Annotated in this window: 15 protein-coding genes and 1 pseudogene; 7 read left to right on the forward strand and 9 right to left on the reverse strand. The window is 74.6% G+C overall.

From position 1 onward, the window contains the following. From IG05_RS0133740 to IG05_RS0133755, 4 genes are all read right to left on the reverse strand, one after another. A partial coding sequence (locus tag IG05_RS0133740; protein ID WP_030347874.1) for a cbb3-type cytochrome c oxidase subunit I occupies positions 1–359 on the reverse strand: 359 nt, incomplete at its 3' end. 253 nt (positions 360–612) lie between these two features. Then, complete coding sequence (locus IG05_RS0133745; RefSeq protein WP_030347875.1) at positions 613–1,260, reverse strand: DUF4360 domain-containing protein; 648 nt, start codon at positions 1,258–1,260, stop codon at positions 613–615. Between the two features lie 192 nt (positions 1,261–1,452). Next, entirely contained in the window at positions 1,453–1,656 is a 204-nt protein-coding gene (locus tag IG05_RS0133750) for a hypothetical protein (RefSeq protein WP_030347876.1), read from the reverse strand. Between the two features lie 67 nt (positions 1,657–1,723). After that, positions 1,724–2,182 carry an RrF2 family transcriptional regulator gene (locus IG05_RS0133755; RefSeq protein ID WP_030347877.1) on the reverse strand — a complete coding sequence of 153 codons (459 nt, stop codon included), beginning with the start codon at positions 2,180–2,182 and terminating at the stop codon, positions 1,724–1,726. Positions 2,183–2,257: 75 nt separating this feature from the next. On the opposite strand from IG05_RS0133755, the gene IG05_RS0133760 reads away from it, so the two are divergent. Beyond that, the gene (locus tag IG05_RS0133760; RefSeq protein WP_030347878.1) at positions 2,258–5,209 is read left to right on the forward strand and encodes a glycoside hydrolase family 35 protein; all 2,952 of its coding nucleotides are present in this window, start codon (positions 2,258–2,260) and stop codon (positions 5,207–5,209) included. Here the strand turns inward: IG05_RS0133760 and IG05_RS0133765 are convergent. Further along, positions 5,196–6,716 (reverse strand): alpha-N-arabinofuranosidase, encoded by a 1,521-nt coding sequence (locus IG05_RS0133765; protein ID WP_030347879.1) that lies wholly within the window; start codon positions 6,714–6,716, stop codon positions 5,196–5,198. The genes IG05_RS0133760 and IG05_RS0133765 overlap by 14 nt on opposite strands. Positions 6,717–6,978: 262 nt before the next feature. Between IG05_RS0133765 and IG05_RS0133770 the strand changes: the two genes are divergently transcribed. Genes IG05_RS0133770 through IG05_RS0133780 form a run of 3 tightly spaced genes read left to right on the forward strand, consistent with a single transcriptional unit; the run spans position 6,979 to position 10,197 of the window. Continuing rightward, the gene (locus tag IG05_RS0133770; protein ID WP_030347880.1) at positions 6,979–7,581 is read left to right on the forward strand and encodes a hypothetical protein; all 603 of its coding nucleotides are present in this window, start codon (positions 6,979–6,981) and stop codon (positions 7,579–7,581) included. Then, positions 7,578–8,807, forward strand: coding sequence for an MAB_1171c family putative transporter (locus tag IG05_RS0133775; RefSeq protein WP_030347881.1), 1,230 nt, complete (start codon positions 7,578–7,580; stop codon positions 8,805–8,807). Before IG05_RS0133770 ends, IG05_RS0133775 begins: the two co-directional genes overlap by 4 nt. Further along, the gene (locus IG05_RS0133780; protein ID WP_030347882.1) at positions 8,800–10,197 is read left to right on the forward strand and encodes an FAD-dependent oxidoreductase; all 1,398 of its coding nucleotides are present in this window, start codon (positions 8,800–8,802) and stop codon (positions 10,195–10,197) included. The genes IG05_RS0133775 and IG05_RS0133780 overlap by 8 nt, the downstream gene beginning before the upstream one ends. A gap of 80 nt (positions 10,198–10,277) precedes the next feature. On the opposite strand, the gene IG05_RS0133785 is transcribed toward IG05_RS0133780, so the two are convergent. Beyond that, positions 10,278–11,123 (reverse strand): SMP-30/gluconolactonase/LRE family protein, encoded by an 846-nt coding sequence (locus tag IG05_RS0133785; protein ID WP_030347883.1) that lies wholly within the window; start codon positions 11,121–11,123, stop codon positions 10,278–10,280. Then, positions 11,120–11,893 (reverse strand): IclR family transcriptional regulator, encoded by a 774-nt coding sequence (locus tag IG05_RS0133790; protein WP_030347884.1) that lies wholly within the window; start codon positions 11,891–11,893, stop codon positions 11,120–11,122. Before IG05_RS0133790 ends, IG05_RS0133785 begins: the two co-directional genes overlap by 4 nt. A gap of 139 nt (positions 11,894–12,032) precedes the next feature. Here IG05_RS0133790 and IG05_RS0133795 point away from each other — a divergent pair, with 139 nt between their 5' ends. Next, positions 12,033–12,590: a hypothetical protein gene (locus IG05_RS0133795; protein ID WP_051790537.1), complete on the forward strand. Its 558-nt coding sequence runs from the start codon at positions 12,033–12,035 to the stop codon at positions 12,588–12,590. Positions 12,591–12,618: 28 nt separating this feature from the next. On the opposite strand, the gene IG05_RS0133800 is transcribed toward IG05_RS0133795, so the two are convergent. Further along, positions 12,619–13,509 carry an ATP-grasp domain-containing protein gene (locus IG05_RS0133800; RefSeq protein ID WP_030347886.1) on the reverse strand — a complete coding sequence of 297 codons (891 nt, stop codon included), beginning with the start codon at positions 13,507–13,509 and terminating at the stop codon, positions 12,619–12,621. A 198-nt stretch (positions 13,510–13,707) separates the two neighbouring features. Between IG05_RS0133800 and IG05_RS0133805 the strand changes: the two genes are divergently transcribed. Both IG05_RS0133805 and IG05_RS0133810 read left to right on the forward strand, forming a co-directional pair. Beyond that, complete coding sequence (locus tag IG05_RS0133805) at positions 13,708–15,192, forward strand: acyl-CoA synthetase (protein ID WP_030347887.1); 1,485 nt, start codon at positions 13,708–13,710, stop codon at positions 15,190–15,192. Continuing rightward, positions 15,185–16,480: pseudogene (locus IG05_RS0133810) on the forward strand (carboxyl transferase domain-containing protein); the annotation flags it as partial. The gene IG05_RS0133805 and the pseudogene IG05_RS0133810, both read left to right, overlap by 8 nt. On the opposite strand, the gene IG05_RS0133815 reads toward IG05_RS0133810, so the two are convergent. Beyond that, positions 16,405–20,172 carry a S8 family serine peptidase gene (locus IG05_RS0133815; RefSeq protein WP_234336132.1) on the reverse strand — a complete coding sequence of 1,256 codons (3,768 nt, stop codon included), beginning with the start codon at positions 20,170–20,172 and terminating at the stop codon, positions 16,405–16,407. The pseudogene IG05_RS0133810 and the gene IG05_RS0133815 sit on opposite strands and share 76 nt — an antisense overlap. Positions 20,173–20,225: the final 53 nt, after the last annotated feature.

Consider the following 20,225-nt stretch of genomic DNA (forward strand, 5'->3'; position numbering starts at 1 on the left):
TCGGGCGCGCCGATCTGCAGCGGCATGATCCAGTTCGTGAAGCCGGCGAACAGCGGCGTCGCGAACATCAGCAGCATGATCGTGCCGTGCATCGTGAACAGCTGGTTGTACTGCTCGTTGGAGATCAGCTGCAGGCCCGGCCGGGCCAGCTCGGCCCGGAGGATGAGGGCCATCACTCCGCCGCCCAGGAAGAACGCGAAGGACGTCGTCAGGTAGAGCGTGCCGATCGTCTTGTGGTCGGTGGTCGTCAGCCACCTCACCACGACGTTGCCGGGCTGCTTGCGCCGGACCGGCAGCTCGTTCTCGTACGAGTCCTCGGCGGCTGCCGCACCGCCCTGGGGTTCGTTCAGGATGCTCACAGGTCGTCCGTCTCCCGATGCTCGCCGACCGCCCACGCGATGGCGTCGGTCCTCCGCCATCCTGGCGGCGGGAGGGCGGCGCGGGCATCCTGAGCGGCCCAGGCGCGGCCGTTCGGATGACGGATGCACACGTTCGGCGCAACGGGGCGGCCCCGCTCGGTACGCCACGGGCCGGCCCGTCGAGCAGTCGGACGGGTCGACGCCGGGCCCTGACGGGGAGGCAGCGCGTCCGCGCCCCCTCCCCGTGAGCCGGCTAGGAGTTCGGGCACTGCTTCCACGCCATGTGGTACACCGTGCTGATGTCCCCGTCCGTCGAGTCCATGGTCATGAAGCTGACCTTGTCGGGGTTGGCGGTACCGGCGTTGACGCGCAGCTCGGTGTTGATGTTGAAGTTGCGCAGGACCCCGCAGGGCGCCCAGACCAGCTGGGCCCAGTCGGTGGAGTCGGTGGCCTGCCAGTCGTCGTTGTAGGGGCCGCCGAAGGGGTGCGTCCTGGGCACGGTGCTCGACGAACCCTGGAAGTAGTACGACGCCTTCTGGGTGGCCGTGGCGCCCCGCTGGAGCGAGGCGAAGCCCCGGTAGTCGGCGCTGGCTATCGCGTAGGTGAAGCCCTGGGGGACGTGGACCACCAGGTTGAGCTGGCAGTTCTTACGGAAGGCCGTGGGGTCGGAGTTGCCGCCGGCCTGGGCCAGGTAGGAGCTGTAGGTCACCGTGAAGGCGGTGTTGTCCGGCGAGACCGCCACGGCGGCCGTGCCGGCCGGGCAGCCCGAGCCGTTCACCGTGGCGACGTCGATGACGATCTTGTCCGGGGGCGGGTTGTCGAACGGGGACGAGGCGTGCGCGGGCAGTGCGGTGGTGAGGAGGGCGGCCACCGCGCCGCTCATGAGGAGTCCACCAGCCATGGTCTCTCCCGGGTAGTCGAGTGGGGGGTTGCGCCTCCCGCCGCCCCCTTCCCGGGCGTTCACTCTTGAAGAAGATGTGCGCCACCTGTGAAGGGGAGAGGGAGGCGTGGGTAGCGTAGGGAGCCCCACCCGGGCCCGGGAGAGCGAACTCCGGCCATTCACACCGGACTTTTCACGTCCTCGGGGCGCCTCTCACTCGGCCCGGAGCCCCCTGGGCAGCAGCGTGCGCAGGGAGGTGACGGGGTGCCCCACTTCGAGTGACCCGAGGATGCCGTCCAGGAGGGCCGCTCCGGGGACCGCGGTGGGCGGGGCGGGGCGCTGGGCGGCCTCGGCGGTGGGGGCGGCGGCGAGAAGCGCGGCGGCCAGGGCGGTGACACAGGCGAGTTTCTTGATCACGGCATTGCCAACGACCGGGGCCCACGAGGGGAAACCTCCCGTCCCCCGGCCGGCGGAGCGCCGGCCCCTACGGGTTCTCCCAGGCCGCCGGCTCCGCCGCCAGGGCGCGGACCGGTTCGGGGAGTGCGTCCGCCGCGAGGTCGGCGAGGGTGACGCCCTCCAGGATGCGGCGGACGTTGGCGCGCAGGGCGATCCACAGGGGCAGCAGGGGCTGGGCGGTGCCGGTGTAGGACAGGCCGGTCGGGCGTTCGCCGCGCACCGACACGATCGGGCCGTCGACCGCCCGGATGACGTCGGCCACGGTGATCGATGCCGCGGTGCGGGCCAGCCGGTAGCCGCCGCCCCCGCCGCGCCGGCTGTCGACGATCCCGGCCCGGCGCAGGTCGCCGAGGATCCCTTCCAGGAACTTGTGCGGGATGTCCTGCACGGCGGCGATTTCCTCTGCCTTCACCGGCCCGTTACCCTGCCGTACGGCCAGCTCCAGTACCGCCCGTACCGCGTAATCCGCCCGTGCCGAGATCCTCATGGGTCCATTGTGGGGCGTGGGCGCGGGGAGAATGGCCGGACCGCGCCCCCGTAAGCCCGCCCGGGAGGATCCACCTTGGCGCTCAGCAGACGTACCTTCAGTGCCCTGGCCGGCTCGGCCGCGCTCGGGCTCGCCCTGGGCGGCAGCGGCGGCCCCGGCGCGCCGTCGGCGTACGCGGGTGCCAGTGCGCCGACCGGTCCGGCGCCAGCCCCACCGCGCGCGGACGGCCGGCGGCACACCATCGGGTACGACCGCTACTCGCTGCTCGTGGACGGGCGGCGCCTGGTGCTGTGGTCCGGCGAGATGCACCCGTTCCGGCTGCCGAGCCCGTCGCTGTGGCGGGACGTGCTGCAGAAGATGCGGGCGCACGGCTTCAACGCGGTGAGCGTCTACGTGGCCTGGAACTACCACTCCCCCGCGCCCGGCCGGTACGACTTCACGGGCGTGCGGGACCTGGACCTGTTCCTGCGGACGGCCGCCGAGACCGGGCTGTACGTGGTGCTGCGGCCCGGCCCGTACATCAACGCCGAGGTGGACGGCGGCGGCTTCCCGGGCTGGCTGACGGCGGCGAAGGGCACGGCCCGCACCGACGACCCGGCCTATCTGGCGCACGTCGACGAGTGGCTGACGCAGGTCGACCGCATCGCCCGCCGGCACCTGTTCACGCAGGGCACCGGCACGGTCCTGCTGTACCAGATCGAGAACGAGTACGACGCCCACGTCACGGAGGCCACCGGCCGGAACTACATGGCCCACCTGTACCGGAAGGTGCGGGCCGACGGGATCGACGTACCGCTGTTCCACAACGACAAGGGGCGCAACGGGTACTGGATCCCCGGGTCGTTCGACACCGGCGGCGAGCGGGGCGGCTGGCTGTACGGGTTCGACGGATATCCGTCGCCGTCCCAGACCCCGCCGGACTGGGGGCACTACGGTCCCGGCGGCGCGAAGGGCGGGGCCACCGCCTCGCCGGCCACGCCCGGGTTCGTGCCCGAGTTCGGGGGCGGCTGGTTCGATCCGTGGGGCGGGGCCTGGTTCGACGGCAAGGGGTACGCCGAGTCGCGGCGCACCCGGGACGCCGCCTACGAGCGCCGGTTCTACCTGACGAACCTCGCCAACGGCCTCACCCTGCACAACGCGTACATGACCTTCGGCGGCACCTCGTGGGGCTGGCTGCCCGCGCCGGTCGTCTACACCTCGTACGACTACGGCGCCGCCATCGACGAGGCCCGCAACGTCACGGACAAGATCGCGCCGATGCACCAGCTGGGGCACCTGCTCCAGCGCGTGCCCGACTTCGCCAAGCTGGACCGGGCCGCGGACGTGACCGCCGAGGGGCTGAAGGTCTACCACCTGACCAACCCCGACACCGGCACCCACGTGTACGTCGCCCGCAACGACGGCACGGAGCCGGTCACCACCGACCTGCCGACCGACGCCGGCGACCTGCCGGTCACCGTGCCCGGCAAGGACGCCACGCTGGTCACCACCGGGCTGCCGCTGGGCAGGCGGACGCTGAAGTACGCCACCGCCTCGCCCATGACGGTCCTGACCGCCGGCCGGCAGGACATCGCGGTGTTCGCGGGCCGGCACGGCCAGATGGCCGAGCTGGTGCTCGACTGCCCGGTGGAGCCGTTCGTGCAGCGCCTGGACGAGGAGGCGGGCTGGGCCTACGACCGGGGCGAACTCCACATCAACGCGCCCCTCGGGCAGGGCGGGCTGACCCGGGTGCTGGTGCAGAAGGGCGACACCGACTCCTCGCTGCTGCTGCTCTTCGCCGACGACGCCACCGCCGTCCGCCTCTTCCCCTACGACACCCCGTCCGGGACGCTGCTCGTCTACGGCCCGGCGCTGCTGCGGCACGCGGAGGTGCGCGGCTCGGAGGTGCACCTGACGGGGGACGTCACCGAGCGGACCAGCATGGAGGTGTGGGGGCCGCGCGGCATCGACACCCTGGTGTGGAACGGGCGGAAGCTGGCCACCCGCGTCACCCTCTCCGGCAGCCTGATGACCACCGGCATGCTGCCGGACACCCCCGAGGTCCGACTGCCCGAGCTGCGCGGCTGGCGGATGCGGACGGAGAACCCGGAGGCGGGCCCGAGCTTCGACGACTCCTCGTGGCGGGTCGCCGACAAGACCGCCTCGTACAGCACCACGGCCGTCCCGGACGGACAGCCGGTGCTGTTCGCCGACGACTACGGCTTCCACTACGGGGACGTCTGGTACCGGGGCACCGTCAGCGGCACCAGCGGCGTCGAGGAGGTCTCGCTCGCCTACAGCACCGGCACCCAGGGCCTGTTGATGGCCTGGCTGGACGGCGAGCCGCTGGGCACGCACCGGATGCCGGTACCGGACAAGACCACCGTCCGCAAGGGCACGTGGACGGAGACGGCCGTGTTCCCGGTGCGCGAGCGGCTGCGCTCCCCCGGCCGGCACGTGCTGTCGGTCCTGGTCCGGCGCATGCAGCACGACCAGGACGGCAAGGCGCTCGACACCCACAAGGCGGCGCGCGGCCTGACGGCGGTCACCTTCAAGGGGGCCTCGCCGAAGGTGCGCTGGCGCATCCAGGGCGCGGGCGCTCCCGACCCGGTGCGCGGGCCGATGAACAACGGCGGCCTGTACGGCGAGCGCGAGGGCTGGCACCTGCCCGGCTTCCGCGACCGGGACTGGGAGAAGGCGAGCTTCCCGCGCGCCGCCCGGTACCAGGGCGTGACCTGGTACCGGACCACGTTCCGGCTGTCGGTGCCCGCCGACGTCGACGCCTCGGTGGGGCTGGTCCTGGACGACGACCCGTACCGCGCCTACCGCTCCCAGATCTTCCTCAACGGCTGGAACCTGGGCCAGTACATCAACAACGTCGGTCCGCAGCACACCTTCGTCCTGCCCAACGGCATCCTGCGCACCCGGGGCACCAACACCCTCGCGCTGGCGGTCCTCTCGGAGTTCACCACGCTGTCGGGCCCGGGGTCGGTGCGCCTGGCGCTGCTCGGCAGGACGACGGGAGGCGTGCCGGTCACGCCAGTCTGATCACGTTCCAGGACAGCGGCTCCAGTACGGCGGTGAGGGTGCCGTCCGTCAGGGCGGTGCCCTCGACCGGGTGCGGGGTGACGCGTCCGGGGTCGGTCAGGGTGTTGCGGGCGTCGGGGTCGGCGTCCGCCAGCGCGCTGTGCTCGGTGACGGTGGTCGGCTCCAGTCCGTGCAGGGCGACTTCGAGGGGCAGCGGTGCGGTGCGGCTGCGGTTGACCGCGAACACGGTGACCGTGCCGTCGTCCGCGCGGACGGCGGTGGCGTGCAGCAGGTCCGTCTCGCCGTACTTCTTCGTCGCGTAGGTCGGCGAGTCCACGCGGACGTCCAGCACCTGGCCCCGGCCGTACCGGGAGGCCTGCGCGAACGGGAAGAACGTGGTCTGCCGCCAGGCCGGGCCGCCGGGCTCGGTCATGATCGGGGCGATCACGTTGACGAGCTGGGCGAGGCAGGCGACGGTGACGCGGTCGGCGTGCCGCAGCAGCGCGATGAGGAGCGAGCCGAAGACGACCGCGTCGGTGACGCTGTAGTTGTCCTCCAGCAGGCGGGGCGCCTCGGGCCAGTCGGAGCGGTCGAGGGTCCGGGCGTACTCCTCCCACTTCGACAGGTACCAGACGTTCCACTCGTCGAAGGAGAGATTGATCTTCTTCTTGGACTTCAGTCGCGCGCCCACGTGGTCGGCCGTCGCGATCACGTTCTCGATGAAGGACTCCATGTCGACGGCCGAGGCGAGGAAGGAGTCCAGGTCGCCGTCGACGGGCTCGTAGTAGGCGTGCAGCGAGATGTGGTCGACCAGCTCGTACGTCTCCTCCAGGACGGTCGCCTCCCACGCGGCGAAGGTGGGCATGTCCTGGCTGGAGGAGCCGCAGGCGACCAGCTCCACGCCGGGGTCCTGCTGGCGCATCGCGCGGGCGGTCTCGGCGGCGATCCGTCCGTACTCCCGGGCCGTCTTGTGGCCGGTCTGCCAGGGACCGTCCATCTCGTTGCCGAGGCACCAGAGCCGGATGCCGAAGGGTTCCTCGTCGCCGTGGGCGGCGCGCAGGTCGGAGAGGGCGGTACCGCCGGGGTGGTTGGCGTACTCCTGGAGTTCGAGGGCCTCGGCCACGCCCCTCGTCCCGAGGTTCACCGCCATCATGGGCTCGGCCCGGGGGCCGAGCTTGCGCAGGAACGCGATGTACTCGGAGAGGCCGAACCGGTTGGTCTCGGTGGAGTGCCAGGCCAGGTCCAGGCGCCGGGGGCGCTCCGCGCGGGGGCCGACCGAGTCCTCCCACCTGTATCCCGACACGAAGTTGCCGCCCGGGTAGCGGACGGCGGTGACGCCGAGTTCGCGGACCAGGTCGAGCACGTCGGTCCGCAGGCCTTCGGCGTCCGCCGTGGGGTGGCCGGGCTCGTAGATGCCGGTGTAGACACAGCGGCCGAGGTGTTCCACGAAGGAGCCGAAGAGCCGGGGGTTGACCTCGCCGACGGTGAAGGCGGGGTCGAGGGTGAAGCGGGCGGTGCTCTTGCTCATGGAATCCTTCCGGGTCGGTCGGGGCCTGGTCACTGGCCGGCCGGGCGGTGATGCCCCTCTCCCCCGCCCCCGCCGTTCGACATATCGGACGACACTCGTAACTTCGAACGGACCGTAGATTCGAAGCGCTCCCGCGTCAATGGGGCGGGCACCGGCCCACAGGTGGTTCCCCGTTGAACGACGGTCGCCGGATCGCATGACGTGGGCACATCCGGACGCGTACGCTCGGACCTGCCGCAACCGGCGGTGGGAAGGGAGACCGATGAGCTTCGGGGGTGCGCGCGCACAGGCGGTACGCCTGGCCGCCCGGCTGCGGCCCTCCCGTCCCGGCTCGTCGATGCGCTCCCTGGCCGGCGAGCTCGCCGCCGCCGTCCGCGCCCGTCCCGAACCGCCCGACGGCGTCCGCGCGTTGTGCCGGGCGCTGTGCGAGGAGATGAGCGCGCTGCGCGGCGGACGGCCGCTGGAGCTGCGCTTCGAACGGTTCCCGGACGAGATCGAAGTCACCGGGCTGTGGGTCGAGTTCGCCGACTTCGACCTGGTCATCGTGGAGGAGCGGGCCGAGGCCGTGCAGCAACTGGTCATCCTGGGGCACGAGTTGTGGCACCTGCACGCCGGGCACCGGCACCACCACCTCGCCGGGGCCGCCGCCGCCCGCGCCCTCGCCGACACGCCCGGCTGGGGCGACGCGGCCCTCACCGTGGCCGCCCGCAACGGCTCCCGGGAGACCGACGAGGCCGAGGCCGACGACTTCGGGCACCGCCTGGCCACCCTGTTCCGGGGCCACCTGAGCGGGATCCGCCCCGCCGCGCTGGACCCCGTCCAGCGCTCCCTCGGCTATCGCGGACGTGGAGGAACGGCGCGGTGACGCTGCTGGCGGTGAACCCCTCGGGGTTCCTCAGCGAGTTCTACATCTCCTTCTGGATCCCCACGGCCGTGCTCACCGCCGCCCTGGTGATCAAGCTGCCCAGCATCATCCGGCTGTGGCGGGACCCGCTGCTGCGCGCCGTCGGCGGACTGCTGCTGCTGGCCTGCGCGGTGTTCGTGTTCTGCACCCCGTCCACCATCGCCGCGGTCAACCGGCTGACCGGCGTGCCCAACATCTCGGCACCGTGGTGCTATTCGCTCATCACCGCGTTCTGCGGCTCCTGCCTGCTGCTCATCATCACCTGGCGCAACGGCCTGTCCGACCGCTCGGCCGCCACCCGCCGGGCGATGCGCTGGGTGATCTCGGTGTACTCCGGGGTGATCCTCGCCCTGTGGGTGCTGTTCCTGCTCGCCGACGCCCCCGAGGAACGGCTGCGGGACCTCGACACCCACTACGCCACCACGCCGTTCATGCGCGAGGAGATCCTGCTCTACCTGGTCGCGCACGCCGTGGCCTGCCTGATCACCTCCCGGCTGATCTGGAACTGGGTGCGCACCGAGGGCCTGGACGCCTGGCTGCGCTGGGGCCTGAAACTGCTGGGCGCCGGCTACGTGTCGAACCTGGTCTTCGACGCGGTCAAGCTGATCGCCGTGGTCGCGCGCTGGTTCGGCCAGGACCTGGACTGGCTCAGCACCAACCTGGCCCCGCCCGTGGCGGCCCTGTCCGCCATCCTCATCGCCGTCGGCTTCATCCTGCCGCACGCCGGCCAGTACCTGCACGACCGCTGGCGGGTCCGGCTCGCCCACCGCCGGCTGCGGCCGTTGTACCGGCTGATGCGCACCGTGAGCGGCGAGGGCGTGCCGTTCGTGCTGCGGTCCACGCCCGAACTGCGGCTCACCCGGCGCGAGACGTTCATCCGGGACGTGCTGCTGCCGCTCGCCCGGCACATCGACACCGGCCTCGGCCGGCGCTCCCACGAGGCCGCGCTCGCCCTCGGCCATCCGCCCGAGCGGGCCCGTGCGCTGGCCGCGGCGGTGAGCATCCTCGACGCGATCGAGACCAGGTCCCGTACGCCGGAGCCGGCCGAGCCGGCCGACGGGCCCGACACCACGAACCTGCTCCAGGAGATCGGGGCCGTCTCACAGGCCCTGCGCCGTCCCGACGACATCGAGGCGGTGCGCGCGCGAGCGGCCGCCCCAGCAGAGAGCGTTGCCGTACATGAGTGAGCACAGATCCACCGCCGTCGTACTCGGCGGCTCCCTCGCCGGCCTGCTCGCGGCCCGCGCCCTCGCCGACGGCGGCGTCCGGGTGACCGTGGTCGAGCGGGACGCCCTGCCCGACGGTCCCGAACCGCGCAAGGGGCTGCCGCAGGCCCGGCACGTGCACCAGTTGTGGTCGGGCGGGGCGCGGGCGCTGGAGGAGCTGCTGCCCGGGGCGATCGGACGGCTGCGCGCGGCCGGGGTGAGCCGGGTGCCGATGACGACGGACATGGTGGCGCTGTCCCCGTACGGCTGGTACCGGCGCTGGGCCGAGTCCGCGTTCATGCTGCCCGCCAGCCGGGACCTGCTGGACTGGGTGGTACGGCGGCTGGTGCTGGCCGACGGGCGGATCGAGCTGATGGAAGGGGCCGTGGCGACGGGGCTGACGGGCACGGGCGGTGCGGTGACCGGCGTGCGGATCCGGGCGCACGACGACAGCGAGCGCGCGCTGACGGCGGGGCTGGTGGTGGACGCGACAGGACGCGGCTCGCGGGCCGCGCACTGGCTGGCCGGGCTGGGGCTGCCCGCCGTCGAGCGGCGGGAGGTCGACTCCGAGCTGGTGTACGCCAGTCGCCTCTACCGGGCGCCCCGGGCGGCCCGGGCCGGCTTCCCGATCGTCAACATCGAACCCGATCCGCGGGGCTCGGGGTCCGGGCGCGGGGGCGTGCTCATGCCGGTGGAGGACGGCCGGTGGATCGTCACGCTGTTCGGCGGGCGCGGCGGCGAACCGCCCGCGGACGCGGCCCGGTTCGAGCGGTACGCCCGCGAGGAGCTGCGGCATCCGCTGATCGGTCAGCTGCTGGGCGGGGGCGCGGAGCCGCTGGGCGAGGTCGCGGTCACGCGGTCGACGGCGAACCGGCGGTACTTCTTCGAGCGGATGCCGGTGTGGCCGGAGAACTTCGTGGTCCTCGGTGACGCGGTGTGCGCACTGAACCCGGTGTACGGCCACGGGATGGCGGTGGCCGCGCGGTCGGCGTCGGCCGTGCGGGACGTGGTGCGGCGCCGGGGGCCGGGGAGCCGGGGGCTGGCCCGGGAGGCGCAGAAGGCGGTCGGGCGGACGGTCCGGGCGGCGTGGGACCTGGCCGTCGGCGCGGACGTCTTCTACCCCGGCGCGGCCGAGCACGGGCCGACGCTGCGGGACCGGGTGCTGGCCGCGTACGTCGGCCGCCTGCTGCGGACCGCCACCGGCAACGGCCGCATCGCCCGCCGGGTCACCGACGTGACGGCGCTGGAGCGGGGGGCGGGGGCGCTGCTGGCGCCGAGTGTGGTGGTGGCGGCGGTGGCGGGGCCCCTGAAGCCCCCGCTGACCGCTCCGCCGCTCACCTCTGCCGAGCGGACGGCCGCAGGGCTCCGGTAGGGGTGGCTCGCCCCGTCCGCCGGCCGCGGGTTCGTCGTGGCCGGCCGCGCGGTTCCCCGCACCCCTTCGGGGCGCGTGTGTCAGCCCTTGAACGCCGGTTGGGGGAGGCCCCTTCCGGCGTCGGGGATCACCAGGAGGGAGCCCGACAGGGGGTCGGGGGACGGCAGGCCCGTGCGGGCCGTGGTGACGTAGAGGTCGGTCAGGGCGGCGCCGCCGAACGCGCAGGCCGTGGTGCGCGGGGCCGGCAGGGTGACGATCCGGTCCAGCTCGCCGTCCGGCGTGTAGCGGCGGACCGCTCCGCCGTCCCACAGCGCCACCCACACACAGCCATCCGCGTCGACCGTGAGCCCGTCCGGGAAGCCCGCGCCCTCCTCGATCTCCACCAGCGGGCGGCGGCCCCGGATGCCGTCGGCGTCGAAGTCGAAGACGTCCACACGCCGGGTCGGGGTGTCGACGTAGTACATGAGGCGGCCGTCGGGGCTCCAGCCGGTGCCGTTGCTGACCGTGGCGTCGGGCAGCACGGTCGCCACCGCTCCGTCCCCGGTCAGCCGGGACAGCGTGCCGCCGCCCGGCGCCTCGTCGTACCGCATGGTGCCCGCCCAGAGGGAGCCGTCGGGCGCCACGGCGGCGTCGTTGGCGCGGCGCCCGGGCACCGGCTCGTGGTGCAGCCAGCGGAAGCCGCCGTCGGCATCCAGCAGTCCGACGCCGTCCCGCAGGTTCAGCACCAGGCCGCCGCCCGCGCGGGGCTTGGCGGCGCCGATGTGCTGGTGGGTCGTACGGACCGTGCGGCGGCCGGACACCGGGTCGTAGGTGTGCAGCCGCATGCCCAGGATGTCCAGCCAGACCAGCCGGCCCGTCGCCGGGTCCCAGGTCGGTCCCTCGCCGAGCGTCGCCTCCGCGCGCACCGCGACCTCGTAGGCCGTCACACCGCGCTCCGGTGGCCCAGCCGCTCCGACAGCTCCGCCGCGCCCTTGGCGGCGAGCTGCTCCAGCTCGGCCCGGCGCTCCTCGCTCCAGCGGATCATCGGGACCGAGATGGACAGCGCGGCCACCACCTGCCCGGTGCGGTCGCGCACCGGCGCGGCCACGCAGGAGACGTCCGGGTTGGACTCGCGGTTCTCCACGGCGATCCCGCGCTGCCGGATGTCCGCCAGGACCTCGCGCAGGGCGGCCGGGTCGGTGATGCTGTTCGGGGTCATCGCGGCCAGTGCGGACCCGTCGGGGATCCGGGAGGTCAGCTCCGGCTCGGGCAGCGCGGCCAGCAGCATCTTGCCGACGGAGGTGCAGTGGGCGGGCAGCCGGCGGCCGGCGGCGGAGACCATGCGGACCGCGTGCGTGGAGTCGACCTTGGCGATGTAGATGACGTCGGTGCCCTCCAGGATGGCCACGTGGACCGTCTCGTCGCAGGTCTCGGCGACCGAGCGGGCCACCTGCTGGCCCTCGGCGGCGAGGTCGAGCTGCTCGGCGTAGCGGCTGCCGAGCTGGTACGGGCGTACGCCGAGCCGGTACCGTCCGGGCTGTCCGGGCACCTGCACGATGTACGACCGTGCGGCGAGCGTGGTGACCAGCTCGTGGACGGTGGTGCGCGGCAGCTGGAGCTTGCGCACGATGTCGGGGGCGGAGAGCGTCCCGTCCCCGTCGAGGAACAGCTCAAGAATGTCGAGAGCCCGGGTCACGGCAGGCACGAGGCGTCCCACGTCCGGCCCCCTCCCTTGGGTCTAAGCGCCCGTTCGAGATTTCAACAGGCGATCGGCATGACGAACACAGGCTAGTCATGGTGGGTGGTGCGGGCAATGGGTCGGGAAGCAGACCCGTGGTCACGGGCACCATGGGGCCATGGATCTCGACTTCCAGCTGGTGCTGCTGCGCCGCATGGCCGACCACAACCCGGACCTGGCCGACGAGGCCCGGCGGCGGCTCGGGGCGTCGGCCGCGGACATGCGGGAGGCCAACAGGCGGTGGCAGGCCATGGTCCGTTCGCCGCGGGCCCGCGGTGCCGCCTCCCGGTACCGCTCGGTCCTCGGCGAACCCGAGTCCGTCCTGCCCCGCCGCCTCGGCGACGTCGACTGCGAGGCCCGGCGGTGGGCGCTGCCGCTCTGGCCGGGGCTGCGCTTCGAGGTGCTGGTCGGGCCGGACGGCGGGGTGTGGAACGAGTGGCTGGTCCGGGCGCCCGGTGCGCCGGCGCCGCGGCTGCGCGCCCTGGAGGACCTGACGCCCTGGTCCTGCACCGTGGACGAGGCCGCCCGCGCCTTCCCGCCGGCCCGCCCGCTGGAGGGCACCGCGCCCACCCGGTGGGGTCTGGCCCTCACCGCCCCCGACCGGGAGGGCGTACTGCACGAGGTGGTCGCCGAGTTCACCTGGGGACTGCTCCAGCGGACGGCCGTCGTCGCCTGACCCCTTCGGCCGGCGGGCGCGGGCGCCCTCAGCCCGGCAGGGACGCCGCCGGGTCCCCGGCCGCCGCCAGGATCGCCTCCGCCACCCGGGGCAGCGACTCCGGGTGCAGCCGCAGGAACAGGTTCGGTTCCACCAGCTCCAGTTCCATCAGCCGGGGTTCGCCGTCGTCGCCGTCGACCAGGTCGACGCGGGCGTACAGCAGGCCGGACGCGGGTACGGCCCCCAACGCCTTCTCGGCCAGGACGAGTTCGGCGTCGGTGGGCTGCCAGCGCTCCAGGCCGGGGTGGGGCACCTTGTCGGCGTCGTACGGAGTGCCGGGCGACAGCACGGCGCCCTTGCGGCTGGCGTGCAGCAGCCGTCCGCCGAAGAACTGCAGTGCCCGCTCGCCGCGCACGTCGATGCCCGGCATGTACGGCTGCACCATCGCGGTGAACCCCTCCGCGTGCATGCGCGCCACGTGCCGTACCGCCGTGTCGTGTTCGGCGGGTGTGTACCGGGCGGCGAACCGGGCGCCCGCGCCCGAGGTCGGCTTGATCACGAACTCGTGGCCGGCGGGCAGGCGGGCCGGTTCCCCCGGCGGCAGGTAGCGGGTGGGGACGGTGGGGACACCGGCCGCGGCCAGTTCCCCGAGGTAGCGCTTGTCGGCGTTCCAGCGCACGACGGGCGCCGGGTTGGCCAGCCGGGTCAGCGCGCCGACCCGGTCCACCCAGGCCCCGAACTCCGCGGCCCGCCAGCTGTAGTCCCAGGTCGAGCGGATGACGACGAGGTCGTACCCGGCCCAGTCCACCGCCGGGTCGTCCCAGTGCCGGGCCTCCGTCTCGGCACCGGCGTCCGTGAGCGCCCGCACCAGCAGCGGCAGATCGCCGTCCCTGCTCGGCTCGGTTCCGGGGTCGTAGGTGGCGAGGGCTATCCGGGGCACGGCGGGGCTCCCTGTCGAACGGCGGTGTGATGATCGGTGCGGCTGTGAGGCTAACAAGCGGCCGTGGAACCGGGGCCGGGATCGGGCCGGATCACGTGGAGTCCGGCCAGGAGCACGGTCGTCGCGACGCGGCTCCTGGTGTAGGAAGGTGCTGTCGTCCCCGGTGGTCGGCGCCGTCGACAGTAAGGAGTGCACCGCGTGTCCTCTCTCTTCCCCGCCCTGACGGACGGTCCGGCCGGGCGCAGCGAGTTGGGGGTCCCCCCGGACGAGGTCCGGGGGAAGGTCGCCCTGCGGTTCGGGCCACGGACCCTGACGTACGGCGAACTCGCGGGCGCCGCGGGCGCTCTGGCCGCCCGGATCGGCCGGGCCGGCCGGGTCGCGGTGTGGGCCACGGCGGAGCTGGAGACCGCCGTCGCGGTGACCGGCGCGCTGGTCGCCGGGGTGGCCGCGGTGCCGCTCAACCCCAAGTCGGGCGAGAAGGAACTGGCGCACATCCTGTCGGACAGCGCCCCGTCGCTCGTCCTGGCCGCCCCCGGTACCGAACTGCCGCCGGTCCTCGCCGGCTTGCCGCGGATCGACGTCGACGTGTCCGCCGCCGGCGCCCTGCCCGCGGAGCGGGCCGCGGACGGCGACCCGGCGCTGGTCGTCTACACCTCCGGCACCACCGGCCCGCCCAAGGGCGCGGTCCTGCCCCGCCGGGCCCTCGCCACCACCCTGGACGCGCTCGCCGACGCCTGGCAGTGGACCGGCGACGACGTGCTGGTGCACGGGCTGCCGCTGTTCCACGTGCACGGGCTGGTGCTGGGCGTCCTGGGCCCGCTGCGGCGCGGCGGCTCGGTGCGCCACCTGGGACGCTTCACGCCCGAGGGCGTGGCCCGCGAGCTGAAGGCCGGCGCGACCATGATGTTCGGGGTGCCCACGATGTACCACCGGATCGCGGAGGCGCTGCCCGGCGACCCGGAGCTGGCCGCGGCGCTCGCCGGGGCCCGGCTGCTGGTCTCCGGCTCGGCCGCGCTGCCGGTGCACGACCACGAGCGGATCGCGGCGGCCACCGGGCGCCGGGTGATCGAGCGGTACGGCATGACGGAGACGCTGATGAACACCGCCGTGCGGGCCGACGGTGAGGCCCGGCCCGGCACGGTCGGGCTGCCGCTGCCGGGCGTGGAGCTGCGGCTGGTGGAGGAGGACGGTACGGAGATCGGCGCGTACGACGGGGAGAGCGTCGGCGAGATCCAGGTGCGCGGCCCCAACCTGTTCAGCGAGTACCTGAACCGGCCCGACGCCACCGCCGCCGCGTTCACCGCCGACGGCTGGTTCCGCACCGGGGACATGGCCGTGCGCGAGCCCGACGGCTACGTCCGCATCGTCGGGCGCAAGGCCACCGACCTGATCAAGAGTGGTGGTTACAAGATCGGGGCCGGCGAGATCGAGAACGCGCTGCTGGAGCACCCGGGGGTGCGGGAGGCCGCGGTCACCGGGGAGCCGGACGCGGACCTGGGCGAGCGGATCGTGGCCTGGATCGTCCCGGCGGACCCCGGATCGCCGCCCGGCGCCGAGGAGTTGGCCGGCCACGTGGCCCGGCGGCTCGCCCCGCACAAGCGCCCGCGCGTCGTCCGCTACCTGGAGGCACTGCCCCGCAACGACATGGGGAAGATCATGAAGCGGGCGCTCGCCGATGCCTGAGCGGCTGTCGGCGCGGGAGGTGCTCGCGCTGGTCGCGGACGCGGACAGCTTCCGCGAACTGCCGGCGCCGGAACGCGAGTTCCCGCCCGACGGCCCCCTCGGCTGGCAGGGCTACGACGCTTCCCGCGCCCGGGCCGCCGCACGTACCGGCGAGCAGGAGTCGGTCGTCTGCGGCACCGCGAGCGTCGAGGGCACCCGGGCCGTGCTGATCTCCTTCGAGTTCGGCTTCCTGGGCGGCTCGCTGGGCCGGCGCACCGGGGACCGGCTGGAGGCGGCCTACACCCACGCCCGCGATCACCGGCTCCCCGTCGTGCCGCTGATCGCGACCGGGGGCAGCCGGATGCAGGAGGGCATGCTGGCACTCACCCAGCTCCAGCGGGTGGCCCGGCAGTCCGCGCTCACCCGCGAGGCGGGCCTGCCCCAGATCGCGGTCCTGCGCGACCCGACCACCGGCGGCGGCTGGGCCACCCTCGGCGCCGGCGCGGACGTCGTGCTCGCCCTGCCCGCCGCCCAGGTGGGCTTCGCCGGCTCCCGGGTCCGCCCGCCCGACGCCGACCCGGCCGCGTACACGGCGGAATCCCAGCTGGCGGCGGGGTCGGCGGACGCGGTGGTGCGGCCGGCCGACCTGAAGCACACCCTGGGCACGTGGCTCGGCCTGCTGGCCGGGCGGGCGGCGGCGGGCGGGGCCGCGGTGCGCCGGCCGGCGCCCGCTCCGGTGCCGGCCGCGCTCGGGGCGGCCGGGGTGCCCGGTAGCGGGTGGGAGGCCGTGGTCCGGGCCCGGGCGGCTGAGCGGCCGGGGGCGCGGGCCTATCTGGACGCCTATTTCCGGCGGCGGGTGCTGATCAGCGGGGACCGGTGCGGCGGGGTCGACACCGACGGGATGCTGTGCGGGTTCGGCGAACGGGACGGCCGTACCGTGGCGTACGCGGCGCAGACCGGGACGGCGACCCGGCCCGCCGGGTACCGGACCGCCGCCCGGCTGATCCGGCTGGCGGACCGGCTCGGCATCCCCGTGCTGACGCTGGTGGACACCCCGGGTGCGGCGAACGACGCGGAGGCGGAACGGCAGGGCGCCGGCGCGGCGATCGCCGAGGTGTTCGGCGCGGTGGCCGCCGCCCGGGTGCCGGTCACCACCCTCGTCATCGGCGAGGGCGGCTCCGGCGGCGCCCTCGCCCTGGCCGCGCCCGGCAACACCTGGGCCACCCCGGACAGTTACTTCTCGGTGATCGCCCCGGAACTGGCGGCCGCCATCCTGAAGCGCCCGCCGCAGGAGGTGGAGGCGACCGCGGACCAGCTGCGCATCCGGCCGCAGGACCTGGTGGAGCTGGGGGTGGTCCGGGGCATCGTGTGAACGCCCCCGGAGCGCCGGCGGACCGCCGCCGCCCGCACGGTCTCCTGCGTCACCGTTCCCCCCGCGTCGTCCCGGGCCGAGGCCCGCAAGGACACGGACGGCGCGCCGCGCGGCACGGTCAGCGTGCCGCGCCAGGAGGCGCCCCGGCCGGCGCGCAGCGGGACCGTGCGCCAGGTCGCGCCGTCGTCGTACGACACCTCCAGCCGCCCGCCGCCGAGCCGCCCGGACCCGGCCGCCCCCGCCACGTACGCGGCGCTCAGCGCGACCGCTGTCCGCCGTCCCCCGCGCACCGCACCGGTGAGGTCGGTGTCGAGGGCGTAGGCGAGGTTGATCAGCGGCAGGTACGTCCAGTGGTCCTCGGGGGTGGCCGCCGAGCGGAAGGTCCACTCGGTGTGGCCCCGGGTGGCGAGCGGCCAGCGGGCGGCGTCCAGCGCGGTGTCGGTGACGACCCGGTACGCGTGCTCGCCGGCCGGCGCGTCCTCCACCGAGACGGCGGGACCGGTCCGCCGGTCGGCCAGGGTGCCGTCCACGGACACGGCCGTGGTCTGGCTCATGCCGCCGTCCTCGCTCCACACGTCGCCGAAGCCGGTGTGGTCGGGCCCGGAGTCGCCCCAGCCGGGCACGTTCAGCCGGATCCGGTTCCCTGCGCGTTGCTGGCCCCAGCCGAGCCCGGTGCCCAGCCACGGGTGCCACACCGGCCGGAACCAGTTCAGCACCGGCCGGGTTCCGCCGGTGTAGCGGACCAGCCCGCCGCGCTCCTCCAGGGCGCCGCCGGCGGTGCTGACGGACTCGTGCCACAGCTGGCCGGGGCCGGTGGAGACGTAGTCGGTGCGCTCGGCGGGCAGGGCGACGCTCTCCTGGAAGCCGAGGCCGATCGGGAAGGCACCGGTCACCGAGTACCGGAACTCGCCGCCGTGCTGCGGCCGGGGGGCGTGGAACCGCACCCGCACGGCGGCCAGTTCGCGGTCGCCGGGCGCGTAGGTGAGGTCTCGGTCCGGGATCGCGCCCCGGTGGCCCTCGGCGAGGTCGTACACGTACGGCGAGTCGGCGGTGCCGGTCATGTCGACCCGGCCCGCCGCCCGGAGGCGTGCCGCGTCGGCCGCGTTCACGGTGGCGATCTGCAGCGGCCGGCCGGCGTTGTCGTCGGTGCCCCACCAGGCCATCAGCCGGCCGGGCGCGTCGTCCGTCACGAACAGGGCCTCGGCGCCCGCGTCCTGCGCGGCGCGGGCGAGCGCGGCCGGGTCGGCGCCGTCGCCGAGGCGGGCGAGGACGGCCTTGCCGGACACCCCGGTGACGGGTCCGTCGCCCACGTCCACCAGCGGCAGCCGGGTGCGGCCCTCGACGAGGGTGCCGCCGGGCTGGACGGTGGCCTCGGCGACGCCCCTGACCTCAAGACGCGGCTCGGCCAGCCGCCACACGGTCCGGTACTCGAAGCTGCCCCGCGTGGCCTTCGGGGTGGGCGCGGCGAACACGCTGTCGTAGGTGAGGGGCACCTGGACCGCGCCGAACAGGTCGGCGCCGCCGGCCTGCCGGTCGTACTCCATGAGGAGCTGGCGGGTCTCGGTGCGCCGGTGCACGCGGGCGCCGATCTCCCGCAGCGCCCGGCCGTCCAGGGCGACCTCGCGGTCCCGGTCGAGGGTGACCTCGGGGGCGGCGAGGAAGCCGAGGCCGAGGGAGTCGGCGCCGTGGCTGCCGCGCACGTCGAGGAAGGAGGCGAGGCAGTAGGTGCCCGGCCGCAGGCGCAGCCTGAGCGTGCCGGAGCCGTCGACGTGGGCGGGTTCGGCGTCCGCGCCCCCGGCGAGCCGCTGCACGGTGAGGTCGGCGGCGGCGGGCGCGCCCGACCGGTCCTCGACGTGGACGGTGAGGGTGTACCGCTCCTCCTCCTTGACCAGCCCGAACACCGTGTGCGCGACGGTGCCGCCGGTCTGGTCGGTGGCCACGATCCGTCCGCTCGTCCCACCCACCGGCGCCTTGGAGCCGTCGCCGGTGACGGTGGTGGCGGCGGTGCCGTGCGCGGGGACGGTGAGGGTGTCGTCGGCGAGGGTGGCGACGCCGTCCGGGGCGCCCCGCACCGCGAGACTCAACCGCACCGGCCGGCCGGAGTCGTTGGCGTAGGTGAGGGTCCGGGTGACGGGCCGGCCGGCGTCGTACGGCCAGCTGAGGAAGCCGAGGTCGGCGCTGCCGGTGGCGGTGACCGTCGCGCGTACCGCGTCCGGGACGCTCACCCGGCCCGCGCCCAGGAGGTAGGCGGGGGCGTCCAGTTGCCGGGAGGTGGACATCAGCGCGTCCTTCAGCCGGGCGCCGGTCCAGTCGGGGTGCCGCTCGGCGAGCAGCGCCGCGACGCCCGCGACCTGCGCGGTGGCCATGGACGTGCCGCTCATGGAGGTGTAGTCGCCGGTGCCCGGCAGGAGTCGGGAGCGGGCGGCGAGGACGTCGACGCCGGGGGCGGACAGGTCGGGCTTCAGGGCGTGGTCGCCGTAGCGGGGGCCGGCGGAGGTGAAGGGGGCGGGCTGGTCGGCGGCGTCCACCGCGCCGACGGTGAGGGCGGCGTCGGCGGCGCCGGGCGAGCCGATGGAGGAGGGGGCGCCGGTGTTGCCGGCGGCGACGACGAACAGCGCGCCGGTCTCCCCGGAGAGGGCGTCCACCGCCTGCGCCATGGGGTCGGTGCCGTCGCTGGGCTCCGCCGTCCCCAGGCTCATGGAGACGATCCGGGCGTGCACGTCCCGGGCCGCCCACTCCATCCCGGCGATGATCTGGGACTCGCTGCCCGAGCCCTGGTCGCTCAGCACCTTGCCGACGGCGAGGTTCGCGCCGGGCGCCACCCCCCTCTCCCTGCCGTCGGAGGCGGCGCCGCTGCCGCCGACCGTGGAGGTGACGTGGGTGCCGTGGCCGTCGCGGTCGGCGACCTCCTCCCCGTCGACGAAGCTGCGGGCGGCGCTCACCCGGCCGGCCAGGTCGGGATGGCCGAGGTCGGCGCCCGTGTCCAGGACGGCGACCGTGACGCCCTTGCCGGTCAGTCCGGCGTCCCAGGCCGCGGCCGTGCCGATCTGGGCGTTGCTCGCGGCCAGGTCGGCCCTCACCCGCCCGTCGAGCCACACCGTGCGGATGCCGGACGTCCGGGTGAACGACCGCCAGAAGGTACGGCCCCGGCCGGCCGCCACGGCCGCCCCGCGGACACTGGGCAGCGCGCGGACGCGTTGGGCACCGGCCGGGGTCGCGGCCCGTACTCCCTTGTCGTAGGTCACGATCAGCGGCAGCGCGTCGGATCCGGCGTCGGTGAGCCCCTGCCGGATCAGGCCGCCGACGTCGAACAGCCGCCGGTCCAGGGTTCCCGCGCGCAGGTACGGCAGCGCCTCGTCCGGTACGACGGTGAGGTCCCCGTCGCTGCGCTGCGTCCGTACCGCCCCGGTGGCGCCCACGGGCCGCCGGACGGTGACCGTCTGCCTGCCGTGCCCGAGGCCGGTGACGGTCACCCGGTCACCGGTGACGAGGGTGACGGTGGTGCTCCCGTCGCTGCCGGGGCCGGGGCCGGGGGTGGGCGCCGCGGCCGCCGGGACGACCGGGAGCAGGGCGCTCAGCAGCCCCGCCGTGAGCAGGACGGCCCCGCCTCTGACTGGTCGTGTGCTCATCCACGCCTCTTCTCGTGCGGTCCTGACGGTCCGGGCGGTGCGCGTGCCGGGAC

This window comes from Streptomyces sp. NRRL S-1022, from assembly GCF_000720135.1.
Classification (GTDB): Bacteria; Actinomycetota; Actinomycetes; order Streptomycetales; family Streptomycetaceae; genus Streptomyces.

Bases quoted from the DNA above. Each gene is read 5' to 3' on its own strand.
- IG05_RS0133795 (WP_051790537.1), top strand. From the start codon at position 12,033: ATGGATCTCGACTTCCAGCTGGTGCTGCTGCGCCGCATGGCCGACCAC.
- IG05_RS0133755 (WP_030347877.1), bottom strand. From the start codon at position 2,182: ATGAGGATCTCGGCACGGGCGGATTACGCGGTACGGGCGGTACTGGAG.
- IG05_RS0133765 (WP_030347879.1), bottom strand. From the start codon at position 6,716: ATGAGCAAGAGCACCGCCCGCTTCACCCTCGACCCCGCCTTCACCGTC.
- IG05_RS0133780 (WP_030347882.1), top strand. From the start codon at position 8,800: ATGAGTGAGCACAGATCCACCGCCGTCGTACTCGGCGGCTCCCTCGCC.
- IG05_RS0133770 (WP_030347880.1), top strand. From the start codon at position 6,979: ATGAGCTTCGGGGGTGCGCGCGCACAGGCGGTACGCCTGGCCGCCCGG.
- IG05_RS0133745 (WP_030347875.1), bottom strand. From the start codon at position 1,260: ATGGCTGGTGGACTCCTCATGAGCGGCGCGGTGGCCGCCCTCCTCACC.
- IG05_RS0133815 (WP_234336132.1), bottom strand. From the start codon at position 20,172: ATGAGCACACGACCAGTCAGAGGCGGGGCCGTCCTGCTCACGGCGGGG.